Origin of the sequence: Streptomyces sp. ME02-8801-2C (assembly GCF_033793965.1) — a bacterium.
In the GTDB taxonomy this organism is placed as follows: Bacteria; Actinomycetota; Actinomycetes; order Streptomycetales; family Streptomycetaceae; genus Streptomyces.
Genome location: NZ_JARAXP010000001.1, coordinates 1016123 through 1035875 on the forward strand (window position 1 = coordinate 1016123; position 19753 = coordinate 1035875).

The following is a 19753-nucleotide window of genomic DNA, read 5'->3' on the forward strand; positions in this document are numbered from 1 at the left end:
CGCACGGCGAGCCGCGTTGACATGTGTGGACATGTGAATACGTCGCTTGTCAGTTGTGCGGGAAACGTGAAAAGCTCGGGGCTCCGTTCTGGAAAACGTTCCCCTCAACTCCCTTGATTCTGAGGGCAGTTGACGTTTTACCCTGACCTTGACGTTGGCGTGTGCAAGCCGTTGATGCTGGAGTCCCCCCAAATGCCAGATCTGCCGACCCCTCAGGACGCCGCCGAAGCAGCGCTGTTCTCCGAGTGCTGGGACGCGGTCCTCTCGTACGCCGACCTGTGCACGTCCGGCTCCTCCGCCGGCACGGAGCTGGCCGCCGAGGCGTTCACGCACGGTATCCACGCGGCCCGGGCCGCCGACTTCGGCGCCCGCAACACCGGGCGCCGCATACCCAGGCTGCCCTGGATACCCCTGCTGCTGGCGGCGGTTCGCAGTACCGCCGCGTCCTGGGAGGAAACCGGGCACGGCAACCATCTCGACCCCGACCTGAGGCTCTGGCTCAACTCCGAAAAGGCCGCCCGGTACGTGGGCCCGCCGCTGCGCCGCCCGCTCGCGCTGCGCGCCCTGCGCGACATGCAGGAACCGGACGCCGCCCTGCTCTGGCTGGCCGAGGTGGAGGCACTGCCGCTGCCCGTCGTGGCCCGCCGGCTCGGCCTCGACCCGCACACCGCCGCCGACGAACTCGTCCAGGTGCGCGGCCTGTTCAGGGACCGGTGCCAGCGCAACCTCCTCGACATCCCGATGAGCTCCGAGTGCCGCAGCTTCGCCCGGCTGCTCGACGCCGTCACCCGCTCGCAGGGTGCCGAGATCCCCGAGGACCTCTCCTGGCACCTCGCGACCTGCGTGGAGTGCGCCGAGGCCGCCGCCTGCCTGCGGCTCTACGGCGGCATCAGCGGCCTGCCCGCCGCGCTCGCCGGCGGTGTCATCGGCTGGGGCGGCCTCGCCTATCTGGAACGGCGCCGCCGCGCGGCCGAGGCCGGTCTGCTCGGCGGGCGCACCGAAGCGGGCATGAACACCGGACTCACCATCGGGGAGTTCCGCCCACGCATCGGCCGTACGGCGATCCTGGTCGCGGCCGTCATCGTCTCGGCGCTGACGCTCACGGTGTCGCTGATGCCCTTCGGCGGATCGGACGGCGACACCACCGCGCGGGGCGGCGCGAGCGACAACAAGCCCGTCGTGGACCCGGCGTCCGTACTGCCGTCCGGCCTGACCGTCCCCGTGGGCGCCACCCCGTCCGCGTCCCCCCTGCCGACGGACCAGGGCTCGAAGGAGGACTCGAAGCAGGACACCGGCTCGTCCCCGACAGCCACCGACAAGCCCGATCCGGAGCCCCAGGGCACCTCCTCGTCCACCGAGCCCCGTGAGAAACCGAAGCCGAGCCCCGCCAAGAGCGCCCCGGTGTCCTGTGACGTCGAGTTCGACCTCGTCAACGAGTGGCCCGACGGTTTCCAGGCCACCATCAGCGTCACCTCCACGAAGGCCCTCGACGGCTGGAGCATCGCCTGGAGCTTCCACAACGGCCAGCGGGTCAGCCAGATGTGGGACGCGAACTTCAGGCAGGACGGCGCCCGCGTCACGGCCACCGCCGCCGACTACAACAGGGCAGTCGCGGCGGGCGGCACGGTCTCCCTCGGCTTCCTCGCCAGCCGCGACGGCGACAACGAGCTCCCGTTCGACTTCACGGTGAACGGCAGCCCCTGCACGAGCACGACCTGACCCACCCGATGCCGGGTACGGGCCCGTCGCGAGCCCGGGGTCACCGGGCTCACGACGACCTGGGTGTCCTCCTCCGGGCGGCCTGTCCGGCGTTCATGTGCTGCTGGGTTTCTGACTCAGCTCGACCTGTTCCACTTTCCTTGCCAACAGTGCGCCGCCGACACCGCAGACGATCAGCAGCGTGAGCGCTGTACGCAGATCCGTGGCGCCCGCGACGACGCCGATGACCGGCGACGCCAGGAGGAAGCCGGGCCACTGTCCGAGGGTCACCGTGGAGACTCCCTCACCCGCGCTGACGTCCGGCTGTTTGCCCGCCAGGCGGATCACCGCCGGCATGACGCAGCCGATGCCGACACCCGCGACGACGAACCCGACGACGACCGTTGCCGTGGACGGCCAGAGGATCACCGTCGCGATCCCCAGCCCGGCGATCAGAAGCGACCACTGCAGGAAAGTCCGGACGGCGACGCGCCGCATGACGAGGTCGCCGACCAGGCGGACGACCAGGATGGCGACGGTGAAGGCCGTGTAGATGCCGGCGGCCACCGCGGCGTTCGCGCCGGCGCTGTCGGTGGCGTAGATGGCGGACCACTGGCCGACCGTCCCCTCGATGAAGGAAGCGACGAAGGCCAGGAGCGCGAGCAGCCGCAACTGGGGACCCCAGCGGTTGCGAAGCCGTTCTCTCAGCGGGGTGTGGGAAGCGTCCGCCTGCGGAGCGTCGTCCGGCAGCCAGTTGGCGGTCACCAGAAGGAGCAGCCCGAAGGTCGCCGTGCTGATGGCCAGTTGAACTCCCGGAGTCATTCCCAGGGCAGCCGAAGCGGAACCGTACAGGCCGCCGACGAGCACACTGCAGCTGTAGCAGGCGTGGAAGAACGGCACCATTTTCCGGCCGTAGGTCGTTTCGGCGGTCACGCCCTGGGTGTTGACCGCGGTGGCCAGCAGCGTCGCACCGAACCCCCAGATCACCAGCCCGGCGGCCAGCGCGAAGAATGCCGAGGCGCCGGCGAGCAGCGGCCCGCTGAGCAGCATCAGAAGTGCGCCTACCCGGGTGAGCCTGCGAATTCTCGTCCGGCCGATCAAAACCATGGTCACCGCGATGGCGACCAGATCTCCCACGGCCGACGACGCTCCGACCAGCCCCCAGGTCGCGTTGTCAGCGCCCACGTTGTGGCGAATATCCGGAATTCGAGAGGACCAAGCGGCATTGGTCAGACCCAGAGCCGCAAAGAGTAAGCAAATGGCGATACGTGCCCGTAACGCCTCCGATTCCGCCTCGTTTCCGCCCTTCCTCCTGGACAACCTGATCTCGGCGATTTCCAGCCACCTTCCTTGCGGCACGTGCTAAAGGAGTGCACTTACCCAAGAATTCTCTGGAGAACTCCAGGACATTTAGCCGAAAGGTCGGATCCCGTCTCGCGGAGCGAGGTCAGATCACCTCGGTCTCACTCCGGTCGGCCCGCTCCCAGAGGGTGTGGAAGCGGCCCTCGCGGTCGGTGCGCCGGTAGGTGTGGGCGCCGAAGTAGTCGCGCTGGCCCTGGGTGAGGGCGGCCGGCAGGCGCTCGGCGCGCAGGGTGTCGTAGTACGACAGGGCGGCGGAGAAGGCCGGGACCGGGACACCGTGCCGGGCGGCCGTGGCGACGACCTCACGCCACGGGACCTGCGCGTCGGCGATCTCGGCCGTGAACCCCTCCTCGGTGAGCAGGGTGACCCGGCAGGGATCGACGGCGTAGGCGGCGCGGATCCGGTCGAGGAAGGCGGCGCGGATGATGCAGCCACCGCGCCAGATCTTCGCTATCGCGCCGAGGTCGATGTCCCAGCCGTACTCCGCCGACGCGTCCAGAATCATCTTCCAGCCCTGGTCGTAGGCGATGAGCTTCGACGCGTACAGGGCGTGCTCGACCAGACAGGCGAACCGCTCCGCCTCGTACGCGGTGAGGTCCCAGCTGGTCCCGCCGGGCAGCCGCTGGTACGCGGCGCGCAGGGCCCGCTGGCCCGAGGCGGCACGGGCGAACGTGGCCTGCGCGATGGCGGTGACCGGCGAACCGAGCTCCAGGGCCGTACGTACGGTCCAGCGACCGGTGCCCTTCTGCCCGGCGGCGTCGGCCACCACGTCCACGAAGGGGCTGCCGGTGGCGGAATCGGTGTGGGCGAGCACCTCGGCGGTGATCTCCATCAGATAGGAGTCGAGACGCCCCTTGTTCCACTGCCGGAACACCTCGGCGATCCGCGCGGGCTCGTAACCGCCCACCTGCCGCAGCAGATGGTAGGCCTCGCCGATCAGCTGCATGTCGGCGTACTCGATGCCGTTGTGCACCATCTTCACGAAGTGCCCGGCGCCGTCCGTGCCGACGTGGGTGACACAGGGCTCGCCGTCCACTTTGGCGCTGATCGTCTCGAACATCGGCCCGAGCGCCGCGTACGCCCCCGCGGAGCCGCCGGGCATGATGCTCGGCCCGTTCAGGGCGCCTTCCTCACCGCCCGAGACGCCCACCCCCACGAAGTGGATACCGAGCCCGCGCAGCGCCTGTTCCCGGCGGCGGGTGTCGGCGAAGTGGGCGTTGCCACCGTCGATGATCATGTCGCCGGGCTCCAGCAGCGCCGCGAACTCGTCGATCACCGCGTCCGTGGCCGCCCCCGCCTGCACCATGATCATGAGCCGCCGGGGCCGCTCCAGGGCCGCCACGAACTGCTCGGCCGTCTCGGCGGCCACGAAGTCGCCCTCGTGCCCGAAGTCCTCGATCAGCGCCTTGGTCCTGGCGGGGGTCCGGTTGTGGAGGGCCACGGTGTAACCGTGCCGGGCGAAGTTCCGGGCCAGGTTCCGGCCCATCACCGCAAGGCCGGTGACGCCGATCTGCGCGGTCGCCATCATGGTGTGCTCCTTCGCTCGGGGCGGTCCCCACCGCCTCACCGATCAGTTACGGCTGACGGGGCCCCAGTTGTTCAGCCGAAACCGGGTGGTGTGCGGAGCCGGGCGTCACGAGCAGCCCTCACTGCTGACGGCGCGCCCGGCGCATCCCTCCCGCCGGGGACCCCTGTCAGTCGCGGGCCAGCCCGGGCAGGTGCTCGGCCAGGTGCATCGCGTGCAGCCGCGCGAACTCGTCGTGGGTGCACGGTCCGTATGCCGGATGCGGGGCATGCGCTCCTGTGTGCTCGGTGAACTGGGTTACTGCTTCGGCGAGTTGAGCGACGGCTGCGGCCGGCGGAAGGTCCCGGTCCAGCTGCGGGGCGCCGTCGATCACCGCGCCGAGGGAGTGGCGCATCCGGTCCCGGCCCAGAAAGGTCCGCTTCGCCAGCGCTCCCACGGTGGCGCGAAAGAGCGGCGGTTTCAGACGGGGGTATCCGGCGACCGAGTAGCGGACGGTCTGGGCACAGTGCTGGAGGGTCTGCGAGAGGTTCCAGACGCTGCCGGGGGCGAGCACGTCCGATTCGGGGCGGTCCTCGGCGACGTACTTCTGGGCGCGCTCGGCCAGTTCGGTGAGACGGGGGGTTGTCATGGCCTCATCGTGGCAGGTGCGGGGGGTGTCGTCACCTCGGCAAAGGAACGGTCGCCGGCGGCGAAAGTCGGTGGCACTCGGGTGCGTACCGCCCTACAGTGTGGAGCGCTTCACACGGCGGTTGCTGACCGCCGCCATCAGCTGAGTGAGAAACGGGAGGTGTGACCGATGGCTGTCTCTGTGACGGGCGTTGCCCCCAACCAGAAGTTCGTCCACCCCACCTCCATGACCTCCGGCTGAGCCTTCCTGTTTTCTTCGCACTGCGCGACGCTGCGTTGCGTCGCGCGGTACGTGGGCCGGGGCCACCCCCTGAAGGGTTCCCCTTGAATCTCTCGTCCGCTTCCGCTTCTCCTTCGGCTTCCTCCACTTCGTCGAGCTCTCTGGCCCCCTACGGCTGGGACGACGCATGGGCCGCCGAATTCGCCCCGTACGCATCCCAAGGGCTGCTCGTCGGCCGGGTGATCCGCGTCGACCGTGGCCAGTGCGACGTCGCCACCGCCGACGGGGTGCTGCGCGCCGACACCGCGTTCGTCACCCCGCACGATCCCCTGCGGGTCATCTGCACCGGCGACTGGGCCGTGATCGAACCGGCCGGTGATCCCCGGTACGTCCGTACGTACCTGCCGCGCCGCAGCGCGTTCGTGCGGTCGACCTCCTCCAAGCGCTCCGAGGGCCAGATCCTCGCCGCCAACGTCGACCACGCCATCGTCGCCGTGTCACTGGCCGTCGAACTCGACCTCGGCCGCGTCGAACGGTTCCTGGCGCTGGCCTGGGAATCGGGCGCGCAGCCCGTCGTGGTGCTCACCAAGGCCGACCTCGTACCGGACGCGACGACACTCTCGTACCTCGTCCAGGACGTGGAGGCCACCGCCCCCGGCGTGCCGGTGCTCACCGTCAGCTCCACCAACGGGGACGGCGTCGACGTCCTCGCGGCCGTCGTCTCGGACGGTACGGCCGTGCTGCTCGGGCAGTCCGGTGCGGGCAAGTCGACGCTCGCCAACGCACTGCTCGGCGTGGACGTCATGGAGGTCCAGGCCATCCGCGACGTCGACGGCAAGGGCCGGCACACCACGACCACCCGCAACCTGCTCGCCCTGCCCGGCGGGGGTGTCCTCATCGACACCCCGGGGCTGCGCGGTGTCGGCCTCTGGGACGCCGGTACCGGCGTCGGGCAGGTCTTCGCCGAGATCGAGGAACTGGCCGCCGACTGCCGCTTCCAGGACTGCGCCCACACGGCGGAGCCCGGGTGCGCGGTGCTGGAGGCGGCGGACTCGGGGACGCTGTCCCATCGGCGCCTCGACAGCTACCGCAAGCTGCTGAGGGAGAACCAGTACATCGTGGCCAAGACGGATGCGCGCCTGCGGGCGGAAATCCGGAAGGACTGGAAGAAGAAGGGGGCGGAGGGGAAGGCGGCGATGGAGGCGAAGCGGGGGCGACAGCGCTAGCACATCGGGGGCGGCCGCGGTCTCCCGCGCCGCCCCCGCTCCCGCCGGGGCTGTGCGCCCGCTCCCGCCGGGGCTGTGCGCCCGCTCCCGCCGGGGCTGTGCGCCCGCTCCCGCCGGGGCTGTGCGCCCGCTCCCGCCCCCTGGAGGGGCTGCGGTGGGTGTATGGGCGAACGTACGTGCGTGCCGCCATGGGTGTGACGGGCGCGTTGGGTCGGTCGATCGGCCGGGCAACCATGCGCACATGACCCGCGCGATCATGGTTCGGCACATCCTCGCGGCCCTCGTGACCGCCCTCGCGATCGTCCCGCCCGTGGCGAGAGCCGACTCGGGAAGTATCTCCGTACCGCCCCCGGCCCCCGGCCCGTCCCTCGGTCGGGAGACCCCCGTCCCCCGTGTCTGGACCGGTACCTGGGAGGCCGCCGCATCCGGAACCGTGCCGGCCAAACCCGACACCTCCATCCGCAACGTCCTGCACATCAGCGTCGGCGGCAGCGCGCTGCGTGTCCGCCTCAGCAACCGCCTCGGCACGAAGCCCCTGCGCCTCGGCGCCGTCACCGTCGCCCTTCAGGCGCTCGGCGAGCCGAAGAGCCCGGACGCCCAACCCGGCTCGATGCGTGCGGCCACCTTCGCGGGCGCCCGTACGGTGACGATCCCGGCGGGCCAGGACCGGGTCACCGACACCGTCGCGCTCGCCGTACCGGCCGGCGCCAACCTGCTCGTCACCGTCCACACTCCGGGCGACTCCGGCCCGATGACCTACCACCGTACGGCCAGGCAGACCAACTTCCTTGCCCCCGGCGGCAATTGGGCCGCCGTGGAGGGCGGCGACGCCTACACCAAGACCCTCGGCTCCTGGCACTACGTCACCGGCGTGGACGTCCTCGACGCACCCGCCGCCGGCAGTGTGGTCGCACTCGGCGACTCCCTCACCGACGGCGGCAACACCGCCTCCGACGTCAACCGCCGCTGGCCCGACCGCCTCGCCGACCGGCTCGCCGCCCTGCCCCCGAGCCGCCGCCTCGGCGTCCTCAACGCGGGTGTCTCCGGCAACCGCGTCCTCCTCGACGGCGTCGGCCCGAGCGCCCTCGCCCGCTTCGACGCCGACGTCCTCTCACGGACCCGGGTGCGCACGCTGATCGTGTTCGAGGGCATCAACGACATCAACGGCACCCCCGAGCAGACCGTCCCGAGCGCCTTCCAGCAGGCCTACAAGTCGCTCGTGACCCGTGCCCACGCCCACGGCATCCGCGTCATCGGCGCCACCATCACCCCGTACGGCGGCCATGCCCGGTGGAGCGAGGCCCATGAGTCCGTACGTCGGCAGGTGAACAGCGTCATTCGTGGCAGCGGTCTCTTCGACGCGGTCGTCGACTTCGACGCCGCCGTCCGCGACCCCGCGTTCCCGCACCGGATGCGCGGCGCCTACGACTCCGGCGACCATCTCCACTTCAACGCCGCCGGCATGCGGGTCATGGCCGACTCTGTCGACCTGGCCGACCTCAGGGGTTTGTAGCCGACCTCAGCGGTTTGTAAGGGCGTCAGCCCCAGAACGTGGCGCCCAGCCACGCTCCCATGATCAGCAGGCAGGTGAACAGTTCGACCAGAACGCTGGTGCCGCCCGCCCTCATCACCCTCCGTACGGCCGCGACCGCCTCGCGGTGCCGGCCCAGCCGTAGCCGCTCGTGGAGATAGACACCGCCCACGAACCCCGGGATCGCGCCCAGCACCGGCAGCAGAAAGAAGCCGAGCAGGGCGCCCGTCCCCGCGTACACCGCCATCCGGGGGGTCGCGCCACTCGCCCGCAGTCGGCGCGGGGGGAGTTGCCAGCGCACCACCTGGGACAGGAACAGGACGACGGTCGTGCCCACGAGCACCCACCACGAGACCGCCCGCGGATCCTTCAGCGCCCACCACGAGACCGCGGCCCACACGAGCCACGACCCCGGGACCCCGGGCAACAGAACTCCACACAGACCGAACAGCATCACCAGGCCGATCAGCAGGAGATCCCACACTCCCATCTGCCCAGCCTGCCGGAGAGCGAAGGAAGCCGCAGGTCAGGGAAGGAAGCCGGTGGGCTCAGGCCCGTCCGTCGCGGGTGATCCAGCCCCGCTCGTACGCGTGCCAGCCCAGTTGCAGCCGGGTCGTCACGCCCGTCAACTCCATCAGCCGCTTCACCCGGCGCTGTACGGTCCGCAGCCCCAGGTCCAGCTGTCTGGCCACGCTCGCGTCGGTCAGCCCGGCCAGGAGAAGGGACAGGATCTCCAGGTCCGCCGCGTCGGGCTGGTCCGGCGCACCGTCCGTGAAGTCGTCGTCCGCCATGCCTCCGGCGGCGCCGAGGCGCAGCGGTAGCGCGTCCCGCCACACCGAATCGAACAGGGCCGACAGCAGGTCGAGCAGCTCGCCGGCATGGACGACGAACGCCGCGGGCTCCGTCGTACGGGAGGCGAGGGGGACGACGGCGAGCGAGCGGTCCGCGATCACCAGCTCGGCCGGCACCCGGTCCACGACCCGGACCCGCTCGCCCCGGTTGAGCGCGGCGGTCAGGTCGGTGACGCCGGTGGGCAGATCAAGCACGGCGCGTTCGACGACCACGCGGCGGTCGAGCCCGGGGGCGGCGGAACGCTCCTCCGCCCGCTCCTCCCGGTCGGTCACGTCCACCGGCTTCCCGGCGACCAGCGCGCACACCTCGCTGCTCGCACCGAGCCGGAGCTGCGCCGACCGCCGGGCGACCGCCGCCGCGCCGGTCACCACCTCGACCAGGTCGGGTACGGCGGGTTCGGCGGACCGCGCCCGGTACTCCTCGGCGAGCAGTGCGGCGGCCAGTTCCGCCCTCTCCAGATCGTGCCGCTGCCGAGTGAGCAGGGCGCCCAGCGCGACGCCGGGCGGTGCGGCGACCCAGTGGCCGGGCCGGGACGGCGACCGGGCGGCGAGCCCGTGCCGCTCCAGCCCGCGCAGGGCACGCTCGGTGACGTACTCACCGAGTGCGAGCCGTCGCGAGAGCTCCGGCACATCGGCGGCGCCCGCGGCCAACAGGGCCCGGTACGCCGACTCGTGCGCCTCGTCCAGACCTATCGCCGAAAGCACCGGGTGCCGCCCTCCGCCCACATCCCCAACGTCTCGCTCCCACCGTCCCGTACATCATCGTCGGTACGGCGGACCGCAGGGCCGCCCGACGACTGGTTTCGGTCGCATGTTCGCCATGTCATCCGACACGCCGTCGAACACGCCGTTCACGACGGAACACCTCGCCGGATTTTCCGGATGCCCCGTTTTCAACCGGCCCATCCGGTGGACAATTGGCGGCATGAGCCAGCAGGGGGAGAGGTCCACCGGTCATGAGGACGACTGGTGGGGGCAGTTGTACGACGACTCCACCGAGGACACCGGGCCCACGGCCGCGGGCGACTCCCTGGACGACCGGTTCGCCTCGGCGTCGGGCACGGTCGACGCGGCGAAGGCGGACCCGGTGTTCGGGTCGCCCGCAACCGCACCCGCGCGGCGCGGACTCGGCGAGGGACGGACACCGGAGCCGCCGTTCGAGGCACCCGGCGCCCCAGGGGTCCCGCCCCAGCGCGGCGGCGCCCCGTACGGGACATGGGACGCGGCACGCGGCAGCGAGCCCGGCTCCGGCCGGCCCAGAGCCCCCTGGGAGCCGCCACCCGCCATGCCCTCCGGCCCCGCGACCTTCCCCCTGGGCTTCCGGAACAACACCCCTTCACCACCGCCCGACGACACCCGCACCCCGTACCCACCGACCCCGCCCGCCCCTGATCGAACACCGCCCTCGGAGAACCCCACGGGCGCCCCGGAACGACCCGGCGGGGGAGCGGCACCGGCACCGGCTCATGGAGGTGGCGGGGCGGCCGGTCCCGAGGCATCGGGCCCGGTCGACGCCGCCGGTGCCGTGTGGGACGCTCCGCCGCCGTCAGATGTCCCGCCCGGCATCGTGTCCGCGTCCGCGCGGGACGGGTTTTCGGCGGCGCCCTCCGGGGACGGCCCGGAGGCGGCTCCCCGTTCCGGCTGGGCGGGCAGCCCGCCAGGTGAGCAGCCGCGTGATGCCGCCTCCGGCCAGGACGGGCCTGCCGCCCTCCGGACTCCCACCCGCCGGGACATTCCCGCCGTCCCGGCGCACGCGCCCAAGGACCCCGGCGCGCCCGGGTACGCCTCATCCGGCATCGCCGTCGTCGCGCCTCCCGGCGCCGTCGACCACGTCGGTTCGGGCCCGCCCACCTACGCGCCCGAACCCACCGCCCTTCCGCCCGCCGACCCCGACGACCTGGAGGACCTCGTCGCGGACACCGTGCTCGACGGGGCGCAGTACGGTGCCAGCACGCTCCGGGCGGTCTCCCTGCGCGGGGACTCCGCGCGCTTCCGGGGTGAGCCCCGCCGGGACTCCCTCCTCACCGCCCGCTTCGGATCGGGCGACCACGCGCTCGTCCTGATCGCCATGGCGACTGGCGCCCGTGCCACGCCCGGCGCGCACCGGGCCGCGGCCGAGGCGTGCCACTGGATCGGCCGGGCGGTGGGGCGCAGCCATGTGCGGCTCGCCGAGGACCTCCGCGCCGCCCGGCGGGGCGACCTCAAGTCGGGGCTGCACCGCCTCACCGACCGCAGCCTCGGCAAGCTCCGGGCGAGCGCCGCCGAACAGGGCATCGAACCCGAGGAGTACACCGCGGGCCTGCGCTGCCTCCTGCTCCCCGCCGACCCCGACTGCCGTACCCGCGTCTTCTTCGGCGTCGGCGCCGGCGGACTGTTCCGGCTCCGGGACGGCGAGTGGCACGACATCGAACCGCGGGTCGCCGAAATCCCCGCCGGTGAGCCGGTCGTCGGATTCGGCTCGTCGCCCCACGAGACCCCGGACGGCGACCGGCTCACCATGGACCTCGGGATCACCACGCCCCCGAGCCCGTACGAGCCCGCCCCCGAACCGCCCCGGGAGCCCTTCCGTTTCCGCGCCTCCGTCGCCCGCCCGGGGGACACGCTCCTGCTGTGCACCGGCGGCCTCGCCGACCCGTTGCGCGGCGAGCCCGAGCTGTGCGAATACCTCGCGGACCGCTGGTCGGGTCCCACTCCGCCCGGCCTCGCCGCGTTCCTCGCGGACACCCAGGTACGGGTCAAGGGGTACGCGGACGACCGTACGGCCGCCGCTGTCTGGGAGGCGTGAGGGGGCGCGACGGGAGATGGGCGGAAGGAGAGGGATATGGAACGGATGAGGTTGCTCAGTCCATGCGTGGGACCCACTCGCGCGACGAGTACCTTGACATGCTCCTCGCCTTGAACGGCGAGGATTCTGGCCTTCTCTACCGGTTGCTGTGCCGCTACGCGGCGCGGTTCCGGTGGTGAATCCGTGGCTTCCTGTTTCTTCGCGCTGTGAGGGTGCCGCAGGCGGCACAGGTCCACTGGTGGACGTGCAAAGGTTTGGGTCCGTCCTTGACGCCGCAGGTGGAGCAGACCTGACTCGTCGGCTCGTACTGGCCTGGCCGATCTTGACCCGGCCCCACGTCGTCGCCGGCCGCCGAACGGGCGATGGGCCGGTCCTTGTCGAGGTCGACGGAGAGGTACCGGGGGAGTGATCGAGACGACGCAGCCCTGGTCTGGTCCATATACCTGCACGTCAGAGTGGCCAACGGCACCGCCGACCACACGGAAGCCGTCGTCAAGCTGACCTGGGGCTCGGGCAGCACCACCAGCACCACCCGGCTGATCGTCGACATGACCCGGGACCACCGGATCATCAACATCGGTACGCAGGGCATCGGCGGGAAGTGACCTACGGCCGGATCGGCAGCCCCCACTGGACGGTTCGGCCGATCCGCCGCCCTCACGCGCCCGTCCCACGCTGGACGGGCGCGTGAACTGTTGCAGCGTCCGCTCCAGACGCCCCTCCAGCAGCGTCCGACGGGCGCCGTCGATGTCCTGATCCGATCGGTGACGGTCCAACCAGCCCCGTACATCCGGACGTTGAGAATTCGACATGACTGCCGTGTTCAGGTCGCGGGCATGGATCCCGTGAACGCGTTCGATCAGGAGGGGACTACACCGGCGTCCGGGCGGGGGTCATGAAGAGGCAGGCAGGAGGGGGCGGTCCCGTAACCATCGGGGCCTTCTCGGCGAAAACGGCGGAGGAAACGACCGAGAACGACATCGACATCGACGACGACATCGACGACGACATCGACGACGGCATTGACGACGACATCGACATCGGCTTCGACAGCGGCGATGACGCGGGCGATGGCGTGGACCGGGGGGAGGCGTCGCAAATGAGGCGCAGGCTGGGTTGTTCGGATCTGCGGGAGGTGCCGGAGGCCCGCAGAGCACTGCGCGAGCTGCTGCGGCACTGGGGAAGGCCCGGCAGTTCGGAGATAGCGGAACTGCTCACCAGCGAGCTGGTGACCAACGCGCTGGTCCACACCGACCGCGACGCGGTGCTGACGGCCACCGTGTCACCGCGCGGATTACGCGTGGAGGTACGGGACTTCGTGGGACGCAGGCCGAGGCTGTGCGCGCCGGTCGCCGACGAGGGTACGCACGGCAGAGGTCTGGTGCTGGTGGATTCCCTGGCCGACGCGTGGGGAGTCCAGGCGCACGGCGTGGGCAAGGCGGTGTGGTTCGAACTGAACGGGGGCGCGGCCTGAACAGGCCACGCCCCCATATCGGTTCGCGCTCGACTCGCGCTCAACTCGTGTTCGGCAGTGCTGCTGCCCTTGCTCAGCCGTACTGCTGCTCGAGGTCCCGGAGCTTGCGCTCCAGGCTGTCCAGGCGGGGCAGGGCCATCGTGTCGTCCTCCGCCGTCAGGTCGACAGTGATCGAGTCACTGCTGCCCCGAACGGGCTGAAGGGAGGGACGGGCGCGCAGGGGCAGCTGCTCCGCGGAGGATATGGCAGGCTCCGAGGTGACCTGGGCGGGCGCCCGCTCCACCTCTACGGACTGACCGCCGCCGCCACCGCCGCCGAACGGGCCGCGGTGGCCCCGGCTGATCGCCTTGAGGTGCGCGCGCTCGGCCCGCTCCTGCTCACGCCGGCGCAGTCGCGCCTGCTCCTTCTGGCGCCGGTCCTCGCGCACCTCGTCGACCGCCTCGTCCAGGCTGCGGACACCCTCGAGGAGCATCAGCGACCAGGCCTTGTACGTCTCACGGGGCGCCCGCGCCCAGCGGACCATACGGATCTGCGGCAGCGGACGCGGCACCAGACCCTGCTCGCGCAGGGCGGCCCGGCGGGTCTGCTTCAGCGCGCGGTCGAAGAGGACGGCGGCGGACAGGGACATGCCGGCGAAGAACTGCGGGGCGCCCGCGTTGTCGAGACCCCGGGGCGCGTGGACCCAGTTGAACCAGGCGGCCGCGGCCGCGAACAGCCATACGAGTATCCGGGAGCCGAGGGCCGCGTCACCGTGGCTGGCCTCGCGCACCGCGAGCACGGAGCAGAACATCGCCGCTCCGTCCAGACCGAACGGGACGAGGTACTGCCAGCCGTCGGTGAGGTTCAGGTTCTGCTCGCCGAAGCCGACGAGGCCGTGGAAGGAGAGCGCCGCGGCGACCGCCGCACAGCAGAAGAGGAGTACATAGGAAGCCGTGGCGAAAACGGCTTCCTTGCGCCTACGGCGTTCCTCGGTGCGCTCCCACGAGTCGTCCTGGCTCGCTTTCGCCCCCGAGGAGCGCTTGCCGCGCGCCAGCACCGCCACCGCCGCCAGCACGCCCAGGAGCAGTACGGCGCCCGGAAGCAGCCAGTTAAGCGATATGTCGGTCAGTCTCATCTGGGGTCCCTTGCATTGGGATAGGGCGTAACGCCCGCCATATTGGCCCAATCCCCTCAGCCCTCAGGGGGTTTCGGGGCAAGAGGCCGCCTAAGGAGGTGCAAGGGGATGCTCAGGGCGACATTCTGCTCGAACTGCCGCTTGAGGGGCGGGAGTTGAGTTCGAATAAGACTACCCGTACGGGTGGTTCCACGGAAAGTTCCTGCGGCAAGTGAGGAACTTGTGAAGTGGCTGTAACCGTTGGGGCCCTCATTCGAACATGATCTTACGGCGGCGATACTACGGCACGCCATGCCGGACCGCAGGGGGAGGGGCCTCCTGCTGAGGGAGCCTCAAGTCGCGGCGACGCCCGACAGCTTGGCGATACGGTCGTTCCCGCAGGTCCGCGGGCAGTTGTCGCACATCTCGGCCGGCCGGATCGTGTAGAAGAAGCAGCAGCTGACCCGGTCTCGAACGGGCAGCGCGGCACCGTCCGGCGCGGTCACCTCCCTGAACCCGGCCGTCCCGACGAACGGCCGCGTCGAACCCGGCAGCAGCAGCTCCAGCTCCCGCTGTGCACGGTCCTCTTCCCCGACGACCTGTCCTATGTAATGCAGGCCCTCCACGACGTCGTCGGTCACCACGGCCCACAGTGCCCGGCCGCGCCGCCGCATCCGCGGCCCGAAGCCGCCGAGCAGGGGCTCCAGATGCTCGGTGAGCGCCGCCCGTACCTCCGCGCGCAGCGCCTCCTCGTCGCCGACGACCCGGGCGCCGGGCAGGGCCGCCGCCGGATCGCCGGGCAGACAGGCGAAGGTGCCGGTGCGCACAGCGAAGCGACCCTCGGTGCGGTGGTAGGAGACGTTCTCGACGGGCAGCCGGGGCACCCGGCGGTGCAGGAGCCACGGCACGGTGATCAGCAGGCAGGCCGTCCACGCGTACCGGTGCAGGCCGAAACCGGCGACGACGTCCGGGCGGCCCCGCTGTCCGTAGTCCCGCAGCACCTGCTCGTCGTCCCAGGCGAGGAAGGAGTCGAGATCGCCGTCGCCGTCCGCGAGACCGGCGGCCCGCACCCATCCGGCGCCGCGCGGATGCGGCTGCCCGGGGTCCAGCTCGATGACGGTCGCGTCCGGGTAGGCCTCGGCGAGCCGGTCGTACGCATCCGTGACGGCGGACCGGAGCCGGCCGGGCATGATCTGGGCGGGAGCGGACATGCGGGGACCACCGAATCTCGTAGACGACTCGAAGATCAAAGGTAAGCCTTACCTTATCCATTCTGTCTGTGGGGTGATCCGGATCCAACACCGGATCCGGCCGGGGCGCGGCGCAAATCCGAACCCGGACTCGAATCGGGATTTGAACTGACGGAATGTGCGCCTATGGTGCTTGACGGGCGAGTAACAACCCGCCGTAATGACCCCATGTGCCGTCAAGGTGCCATCTAGCCCGGAGGAGGCCCCCGTGCAGCACGCCGGCCCGCAGGGCGCGCACATCTCGCCCGACACCGGGGCCCCGGTCCCGCAGTCGGCCGCCGTACGCGTTCCACAGCAGCTCAGGGCCGCCGACGTGAACCGGGGACGCCCCGCCGCGAGTGGCCCGACGGCCCGTCCGGACGCCGCTGCGGGTACGCCAGTAGCCGGCGCCCGGGGCGAGCACACGCACAGCGAGGCGCCGATCCCCCTGCCGCGCACCGAGCAGGCACGTCCCGTCGTCCAGCGTTCCTCCGTGCGCGGCCAGATCCTCGACGCACTGCGTACCGCGCTGGTCGGGGGCGAGCTGGCGCCCGGGGAGGTGTACTCGGCCCCCGCCCTGGGCGACCGCTTCGGGGTGTCCGCGACGCCCGTCCGTGAGGCGATGCAGCAACTCGCGCTGGAGGGGGCCGTCGAGGTCGTCCCCAACCGGGGCTTCCGCGTCGTGGCACGCGGCGCCCGCGAGCTGGCCGAGCTGGCCGAGATCCGGGCCCTGATCGAACTCCCGGTGCTGCTCCGGCTGGCCCGTACGGTGCCCGCCGAACGCTGGAACGAACTCCGCCCCCTCGCGGAGGCGACGGCACGCGCGGCGTCCACCGGCTGCCGGGCCACCTACGCGGAGACCGACCGGGCCTTCCACCGGGCGGTCCTGTCCCTCTCCGGCAACACCCAACTGGTCCAGATAGCCGACGACCTGCACCGCCGAGCCCAATGGCCCCTGGTGGACACGAAGGCCGCCACGACCCGAACAGCCCTCATGGAAGACGCGGCAGCCCACACAACCCTGCTGGACGCCTTGATCGACAGAGACGTACAACTGGTCCAGTCACTGACCCGAAACCACGTAACAGGCGCTCACTGATCCGACCTCAGGGGCGCGGGGCTGTGTCTGATCTGCGGCTCCGCCGCGTGGGCGCGACAAGCCACAACGCACCCGCACCCGCCACACGACCAGACCACCCCACCCAGTGGGCGCCAACAACTAGGCCGAGGCCGCCGGCGGGGCCAACTGCCGCGCCAACCACGTAGGCACACCCCCGAGCAACCGGAACAACCGCCCAGCCTCCGCCCGCAGCCGCGAGGCTTCCGGCTCGGACTCCGCATCGGCCAGCGAGGCCAACGCAGGCGCCGTCCCCACCAGATACCCCAACTCCTCCCGAATCCGCAGCGATTCGGCGAACCCGTGCCGCGCCTCCGCCAACTCCCCGTCCCGCAGGGCGAGTCCGGCCAGATGGCGCCACGTGAACGACAACAGCAGCGGATCGGCATGCGCGGTGGCCCCCGCGTGGGCGCGCCGGTACGCGGCCCGCGCGGCCTGCGGCGAACGCGCCAGGTTCTCCGCCAGCAGCCCCCGCCGGAAGTCCAGCACCGCCCGCCCGGAAGCCCCCGGAGGGATCAGCGCCGCCGCCCGCCCCAGCGCGGCCCGCGCCTCGTCGGCGCGGTCCCGTACGCCGAGCAGGGTGGCCGCGTACGCCAACTGCCCGCGCTCACAGGCCGCCGCGCCCCGCTCGTCGTCGCTCTGGGCGAGCGCCTCCGCCGTACGGAGCGCGTCCTCGGCCTCCTGCCAGCCCTGCTCGGTGTAGAGGCAGCGCTCCACCAGCAGCGCGGCCCGCTGGAGCGAGGCGTCGGGGGTGGCGGCGTCGAGCAGGGCCGCCGCGTCCGCCCAGCAGGCGCGTGAGCGCAGCCGCCATACCGCGGTCTGGAGTGGATCGTCACCAGAGGTCGTTCCGGAACCAGACATGGCGGTGTACGCCACGTTGCCCTCCCCGAGCACGCCATCGAGCTTGTTGAGTGGTGGCGGCATCTCAGCACGAATCCCGGTGCCGGGCCAAGAGGGTAGGTGAAAGAATTCACAAAGTCGGGGAAGAATAAGCGCCGGGGTTGCCGCGCGACCGGCCCCACCCGGCGCGCGCCACCTCCGCGCGCCAGGACCGTACGCCCCGCACCCCCGCCCCGCGCTCCCTCCCCGCACCCCCGGCCCGTATCCCGTATCCCGGAACGCCTCCGCTCAACTCATGCGCAGCGCCAGGAAGAAGTCCAGCTTGTCCTCCAGCCGGGACAGGTCACGGCCCGTCAACTGCTCGATCCGCCCCACCCGGTAGCGCAGCGTGTTGACATGCAGATGCAGTCGCGTGGCGCACCGCGTCCACGAGCCGTCGCACTCCAGGAACGCCTCCAGCGTCGGTATCAGCTCGGCGCGGTGGCGCCGGTCGTAGTCCCGCAGGGGATCGAGGAGGCGGGCGGTGAAGGCGCGGCGGACGTCGTCCGGGACGAACGGCAGCAGCAGCACATGCGAGGCCAGCTCCTGGTGGCCCGCCGCGCACACCCGGCCGGGGCGCGCCGCGGCCACCCGGCGGGCGTGCCGGGCCTCCTCGAGCGCCCCGCGCAGCCCCTCGGCCGAGTGCACGGGCGCACTGACACCGATGGTGAGCCGTCCGTCGTCGTCCAGGCCGGCGGACAGCGGGTCCCGTACACCGGCGAGCAGCTTTTCGGCCAGAATTCCCGTCTCCGAACCGTCGTGCTCCGACGACACCGCCGGCAGCGGTACGAGGGCGATCGCCTCGTCCCCCGTGTGGGCCACGGCGATCCGGTCGGAGTGCTCCGGGCCCGTCAGGAGCGGGTCGACAAGAATTTCCTCCAGCAACGCCTGCGCCACCGGACCGCCCTCGACCTCGCCGCCCGCCCAGTCCACGCGCGCCACGACGACCTGCCAGTGCGGGGCCGCGCCGAGGCCGGGCAGCAGCACCGGCGCGGCGACCCTGAGCCGGGCCGCGATCTCGGTCGGCGCGGCGCCCGACTGCACCAGTTCCAGGACCTCCTCGGCGAGCCGCCGCCGTACCGTGCGTGCCGCGTCGCGCCGGTCGCGTTCGACCGCGATCAGCTGGGTGACGCCCTGCAGCAGATCGAGCCGCTCCGCCGGCCAGTCCCCGGCGTCTGCCTCGACGGCGAGCAGCCAGTCGGACAGCAGGGTCTCGCGTACGTCCCGCGAACCGCCCTGCGGGGCGGTACGGCCGCTCGCGCGGACGGGGAAGAGGGAGTACGTCGCAGCGCCGACCGCCACTCGGTGGGGTCCGCGTCTGCCGGTGCGGGCTGCCGTGAGGTGCTCGGCGGCCAGCGCCGCGCACACCTCGGGGGCCGGGGCGGGGCCGGAGATCTTCGAGTCCGCGATGAGGCGTCCGGCGGGGGAGAGGACCCAGGCGCGCAGGTCGAGGTCGGTGCCGAGCAGGTCCAGGACCACGTCGGGGCCGCCGCCCGCCGGACCCGAGGTCATCATCCGGCGGTGCCGGTCCACGACGGCCGCCAGATCCCCGGCGCGCTCGCCGGACACCTGCCGTACGACATGCTCGGTGATCGTCGCGAACGCGACCGACTCGTGCACCGCGAACAGCGGCAGCCGGTGCCGGGCGCAGGCCGCGATCAGATCGTCCGGGATGCTCCCCAGCTCGGCCTCACCGGCGCCCAGTGCCGCGACCCCGGCCCCCGTCAGGAGCCGTACGAAGGGCTCCGAGTCCCCGGGGTCCCGGCGCCAGGCCAGACCCGTGAGCACCAGCTCGCCGCCCGAGAGGTAACGACTGGGGTCCCTGAGGTCGGTGGTCATCACCCCGCGCACGGTGCGGTCCAGCTCGTCCTCGCCGCCGAGCAGCGTGAGGCCCAGCGCATCGGTGTCCAGCAGTGCGCGCAGCCGCATTCTCGTCGCCGCCGTTCTGTCTGCGAGCCGCGCTTTTCCGCCTGCGCGGCGATCACTGTTTCCGGGGAAAATCAGAGAGGTTACTGATGGCCTCTGTTCATACGAATCTACAAGACGATCGCCCTGGCCAGCCAACTCCTTCATGGTTTCCGTGACTGACCCCGGTGGAGGACAGCCCTGTGTACTGATCTCATCCCCCGTGAACAT

General features: G+C 71.6%; 16 protein-coding genes and 1 pseudogene. 7 read left to right on the forward strand and 10 right to left on the reverse strand.

The features are described from left to right. Positions 1 to 192: 192 nt before the first annotated feature. Positions 193 to 1719 carry a cellulose-binding domain-containing protein gene (locus tag PV396_RS04290; protein ID WP_319200420.1) on the forward strand — a complete coding sequence of 509 codons (1527 nt, stop codon included), beginning with the start codon at positions 193 to 195 and terminating at the stop codon, positions 1717 to 1719. A gap of 93 nt (positions 1720 to 1812) precedes the next feature. Here PV396_RS04290 and PV396_RS04295 read toward each other — a convergent pair whose 3' ends face one another. The 3 genes from PV396_RS04295 to PV396_RS04305 form a co-directional block, all read right to left on the reverse strand. Next, positions 1813 to 3057, reverse strand: coding sequence for an MFS transporter (locus PV396_RS04295; RefSeq protein WP_319200422.1), 1245 nt, complete (start codon positions 3055 to 3057; stop codon positions 1813 to 1815). A gap of 88 nt (positions 3058 to 3145) precedes the next feature. Continuing rightward, positions 3146 to 4588 carry an NADP-dependent phosphogluconate dehydrogenase gene (gene gndA, locus PV396_RS04300; protein ID WP_319200424.1) on the reverse strand — a complete coding sequence of 481 codons (1443 nt, stop codon included), beginning with the start codon at positions 4586 to 4588 and terminating at the stop codon, positions 3146 to 3148. A gap of 166 nt (positions 4589 to 4754) precedes the next feature. Next, positions 4755 to 5213 (reverse strand): DUF1569 domain-containing protein, encoded by a 459-nt coding sequence (locus tag PV396_RS04305; RefSeq protein WP_319200425.1) that lies wholly within the window; start codon positions 5211 to 5213, stop codon positions 4755 to 4757. Between the two features lie 323 nt (positions 5214 to 5536). Between PV396_RS04305 and rsgA the strand changes: the two genes are divergently transcribed. Beyond that, complete coding sequence (gene rsgA, locus PV396_RS04310; RefSeq protein WP_319200427.1) at positions 5537 to 6658, forward strand: ribosome small subunit-dependent GTPase A; 1122 nt, start codon at positions 5537 to 5539, stop codon at positions 6656 to 6658. A gap of 241 nt (positions 6659 to 6899) precedes the next feature. Next, positions 6900 to 8171: an SGNH/GDSL hydrolase family protein gene (locus tag PV396_RS04315; protein ID WP_319200429.1), complete on the forward strand. Its 1272-nt coding sequence runs from the start codon at positions 6900 to 6902 to the stop codon at positions 8169 to 8171. 25 nt (positions 8172 to 8196) lie between these two features. On the opposite strand, the gene PV396_RS04320 is transcribed toward PV396_RS04315, so the two are convergent. Both PV396_RS04320 and PV396_RS04325 read right to left on the reverse strand, forming a co-directional pair. Next, complete coding sequence (locus PV396_RS04320) at positions 8197 to 8679, reverse strand: DUF456 domain-containing protein (RefSeq protein WP_319200431.1); 483 nt, start codon at positions 8677 to 8679, stop codon at positions 8197 to 8199. A 58-nt stretch (positions 8680 to 8737) separates the two neighbouring features. Continuing rightward, positions 8738 to 9745, reverse strand: a complete 1008-nt coding sequence (locus PV396_RS04325; RefSeq protein WP_319200433.1) for a helix-turn-helix domain-containing protein — start codon at positions 9743 to 9745, stop codon at positions 8738 to 8740. 220 nt (positions 9746 to 9965) lie between these two features. On the opposite strand from PV396_RS04325, the gene PV396_RS04330 reads away from it, so the two are divergent. Beyond that, on the forward strand, positions 9966 to 11825 hold the full coding sequence (locus tag PV396_RS04330) for a protein phosphatase 2C domain-containing protein (protein WP_319200435.1): 1860 nt from the start codon (positions 9966 to 9968) through the stop codon (positions 11823 to 11825). A 199-nt stretch (positions 11826 to 12024) separates the two neighbouring features. On the opposite strand, the pseudogene PV396_RS44995 reads toward PV396_RS04330, so the two are convergent. Then, positions 12025 to 12138 (reverse strand): annotated as a pseudogene (locus PV396_RS44995) (zinc ribbon domain-containing protein); the annotation flags it as partial. A 142-nt stretch (positions 12139 to 12280) separates the two neighbouring features. Between PV396_RS44995 and PV396_RS04335 the strand changes: the two are divergent. Beyond that, on the forward strand, positions 12281 to 12430 hold the full coding sequence (locus PV396_RS04335; RefSeq protein WP_319200437.1) for a hypothetical protein: 150 nt from the start codon (positions 12281 to 12283) through the stop codon (positions 12428 to 12430). Between the two features lie 494 nt (positions 12431 to 12924). Continuing rightward, positions 12925 to 13299, forward strand: a complete 375-nt coding sequence (locus tag PV396_RS04340; RefSeq protein ID WP_319200663.1) for an ATP-binding protein — start codon at positions 12925 to 12927, stop codon at positions 13297 to 13299. 73 nt (positions 13300 to 13372) lie between these two features. Here the strand turns inward: PV396_RS04340 and PV396_RS04345 are convergent, their stop codons facing one another. Then, entirely contained in the window at positions 13373 to 14413 is a 1041-nt protein-coding gene (locus tag PV396_RS04345) for a DUF2637 domain-containing protein (RefSeq protein WP_319200439.1), read from the reverse strand. 332 nt (positions 14414 to 14745) lie between these two features. After that, a complete protein-coding gene (locus tag PV396_RS04350; RefSeq protein ID WP_319200441.1) occupies positions 14746 to 15603 on the reverse strand; it encodes a (2Fe-2S)-binding protein in 858 nt (285 codons plus the stop codon). 247 nt (positions 15604 to 15850) lie between these two features. Between PV396_RS04350 and PV396_RS04355 the strand changes: the two genes are divergently transcribed. After that, positions 15851 to 16720 carry a GntR family transcriptional regulator gene (locus PV396_RS04355; RefSeq protein ID WP_319200443.1) on the forward strand — a complete coding sequence of 290 codons (870 nt, stop codon included), beginning with the start codon at positions 15851 to 15853 and terminating at the stop codon, positions 16718 to 16720. Between the two features lie 120 nt (positions 16721 to 16840). Here the strand turns inward: PV396_RS04355 and PV396_RS04360 are convergent, their stop codons facing one another. Beyond that, complete coding sequence (locus PV396_RS04360) at positions 16841 to 17614, reverse strand: hypothetical protein (protein ID WP_319200665.1); 774 nt, start codon at positions 17612 to 17614, stop codon at positions 16841 to 16843. A 252-nt stretch (positions 17615 to 17866) separates the two neighbouring features. Further along, positions 17867 to 19546, reverse strand: a complete 1680-nt coding sequence (locus PV396_RS04365) for a PucR family transcriptional regulator (RefSeq protein ID WP_319200445.1) — start codon at positions 19544 to 19546, stop codon at positions 17867 to 17869. Positions 19547 to 19753 lie beyond the last annotated feature (207 nt).

What these genes read in the sequence shown, in the direction of transcription:
- PV396_RS04290 (WP_319200420.1), top strand. Translation starts at nt 193, where the DNA reads ATGCCAGATCTGCCGACCCCTCAGGACGCCGCCGAAGCAGCGCTGTTC.
- gndA (WP_319200424.1), bottom strand. Translation starts at nt 4,588, where the DNA reads ATGATGGCGACCGCGCAGATCGGCGTCACCGGCCTTGCGGTGATGGGC.
- PV396_RS04305 (WP_319200425.1), bottom strand. Translation starts at nt 5,213, where the DNA reads ATGACAACCCCCCGTCTCACCGAACTGGCCGAGCGCGCCCAGAAGTAC.
- PV396_RS04315 (WP_319200429.1), top strand. Translation starts at nt 6,900, where the DNA reads ATGACCCGCGCGATCATGGTTCGGCACATCCTCGCGGCCCTCGTGACC.
- PV396_RS04320 (WP_319200431.1), bottom strand. Translation starts at nt 8,679, where the DNA reads ATGGGAGTGTGGGATCTCCTGCTGATCGGCCTGGTGATGCTGTTCGGT.
- PV396_RS04330 (WP_319200435.1), top strand. Translation starts at nt 9,966, where the DNA reads ATGAGCCAGCAGGGGGAGAGGTCCACCGGTCATGAGGACGACTGGTGG.
- PV396_RS04340 (WP_319200663.1), top strand. Translation starts at nt 12,925, where the DNA reads ATGAGGCGCAGGCTGGGTTGTTCGGATCTGCGGGAGGTGCCGGAGGCC.
- PV396_RS04345 (WP_319200439.1), bottom strand. Translation starts at nt 14,413, where the DNA reads ATGAGACTGACCGACATATCGCTTAACTGGCTGCTTCCGGGCGCCGTA.
- PV396_RS04350 (WP_319200441.1), bottom strand. Translation starts at nt 15,603, where the DNA reads ATGTCCGCTCCCGCCCAGATCATGCCCGGCCGGCTCCGGTCCGCCGTC.
- PV396_RS04365 (WP_319200445.1), bottom strand. Translation starts at nt 19,546, where the DNA reads ATGCGGCTGCGCGCACTGCTGGACACCGATGCGCTGGGCCTCACGCTG.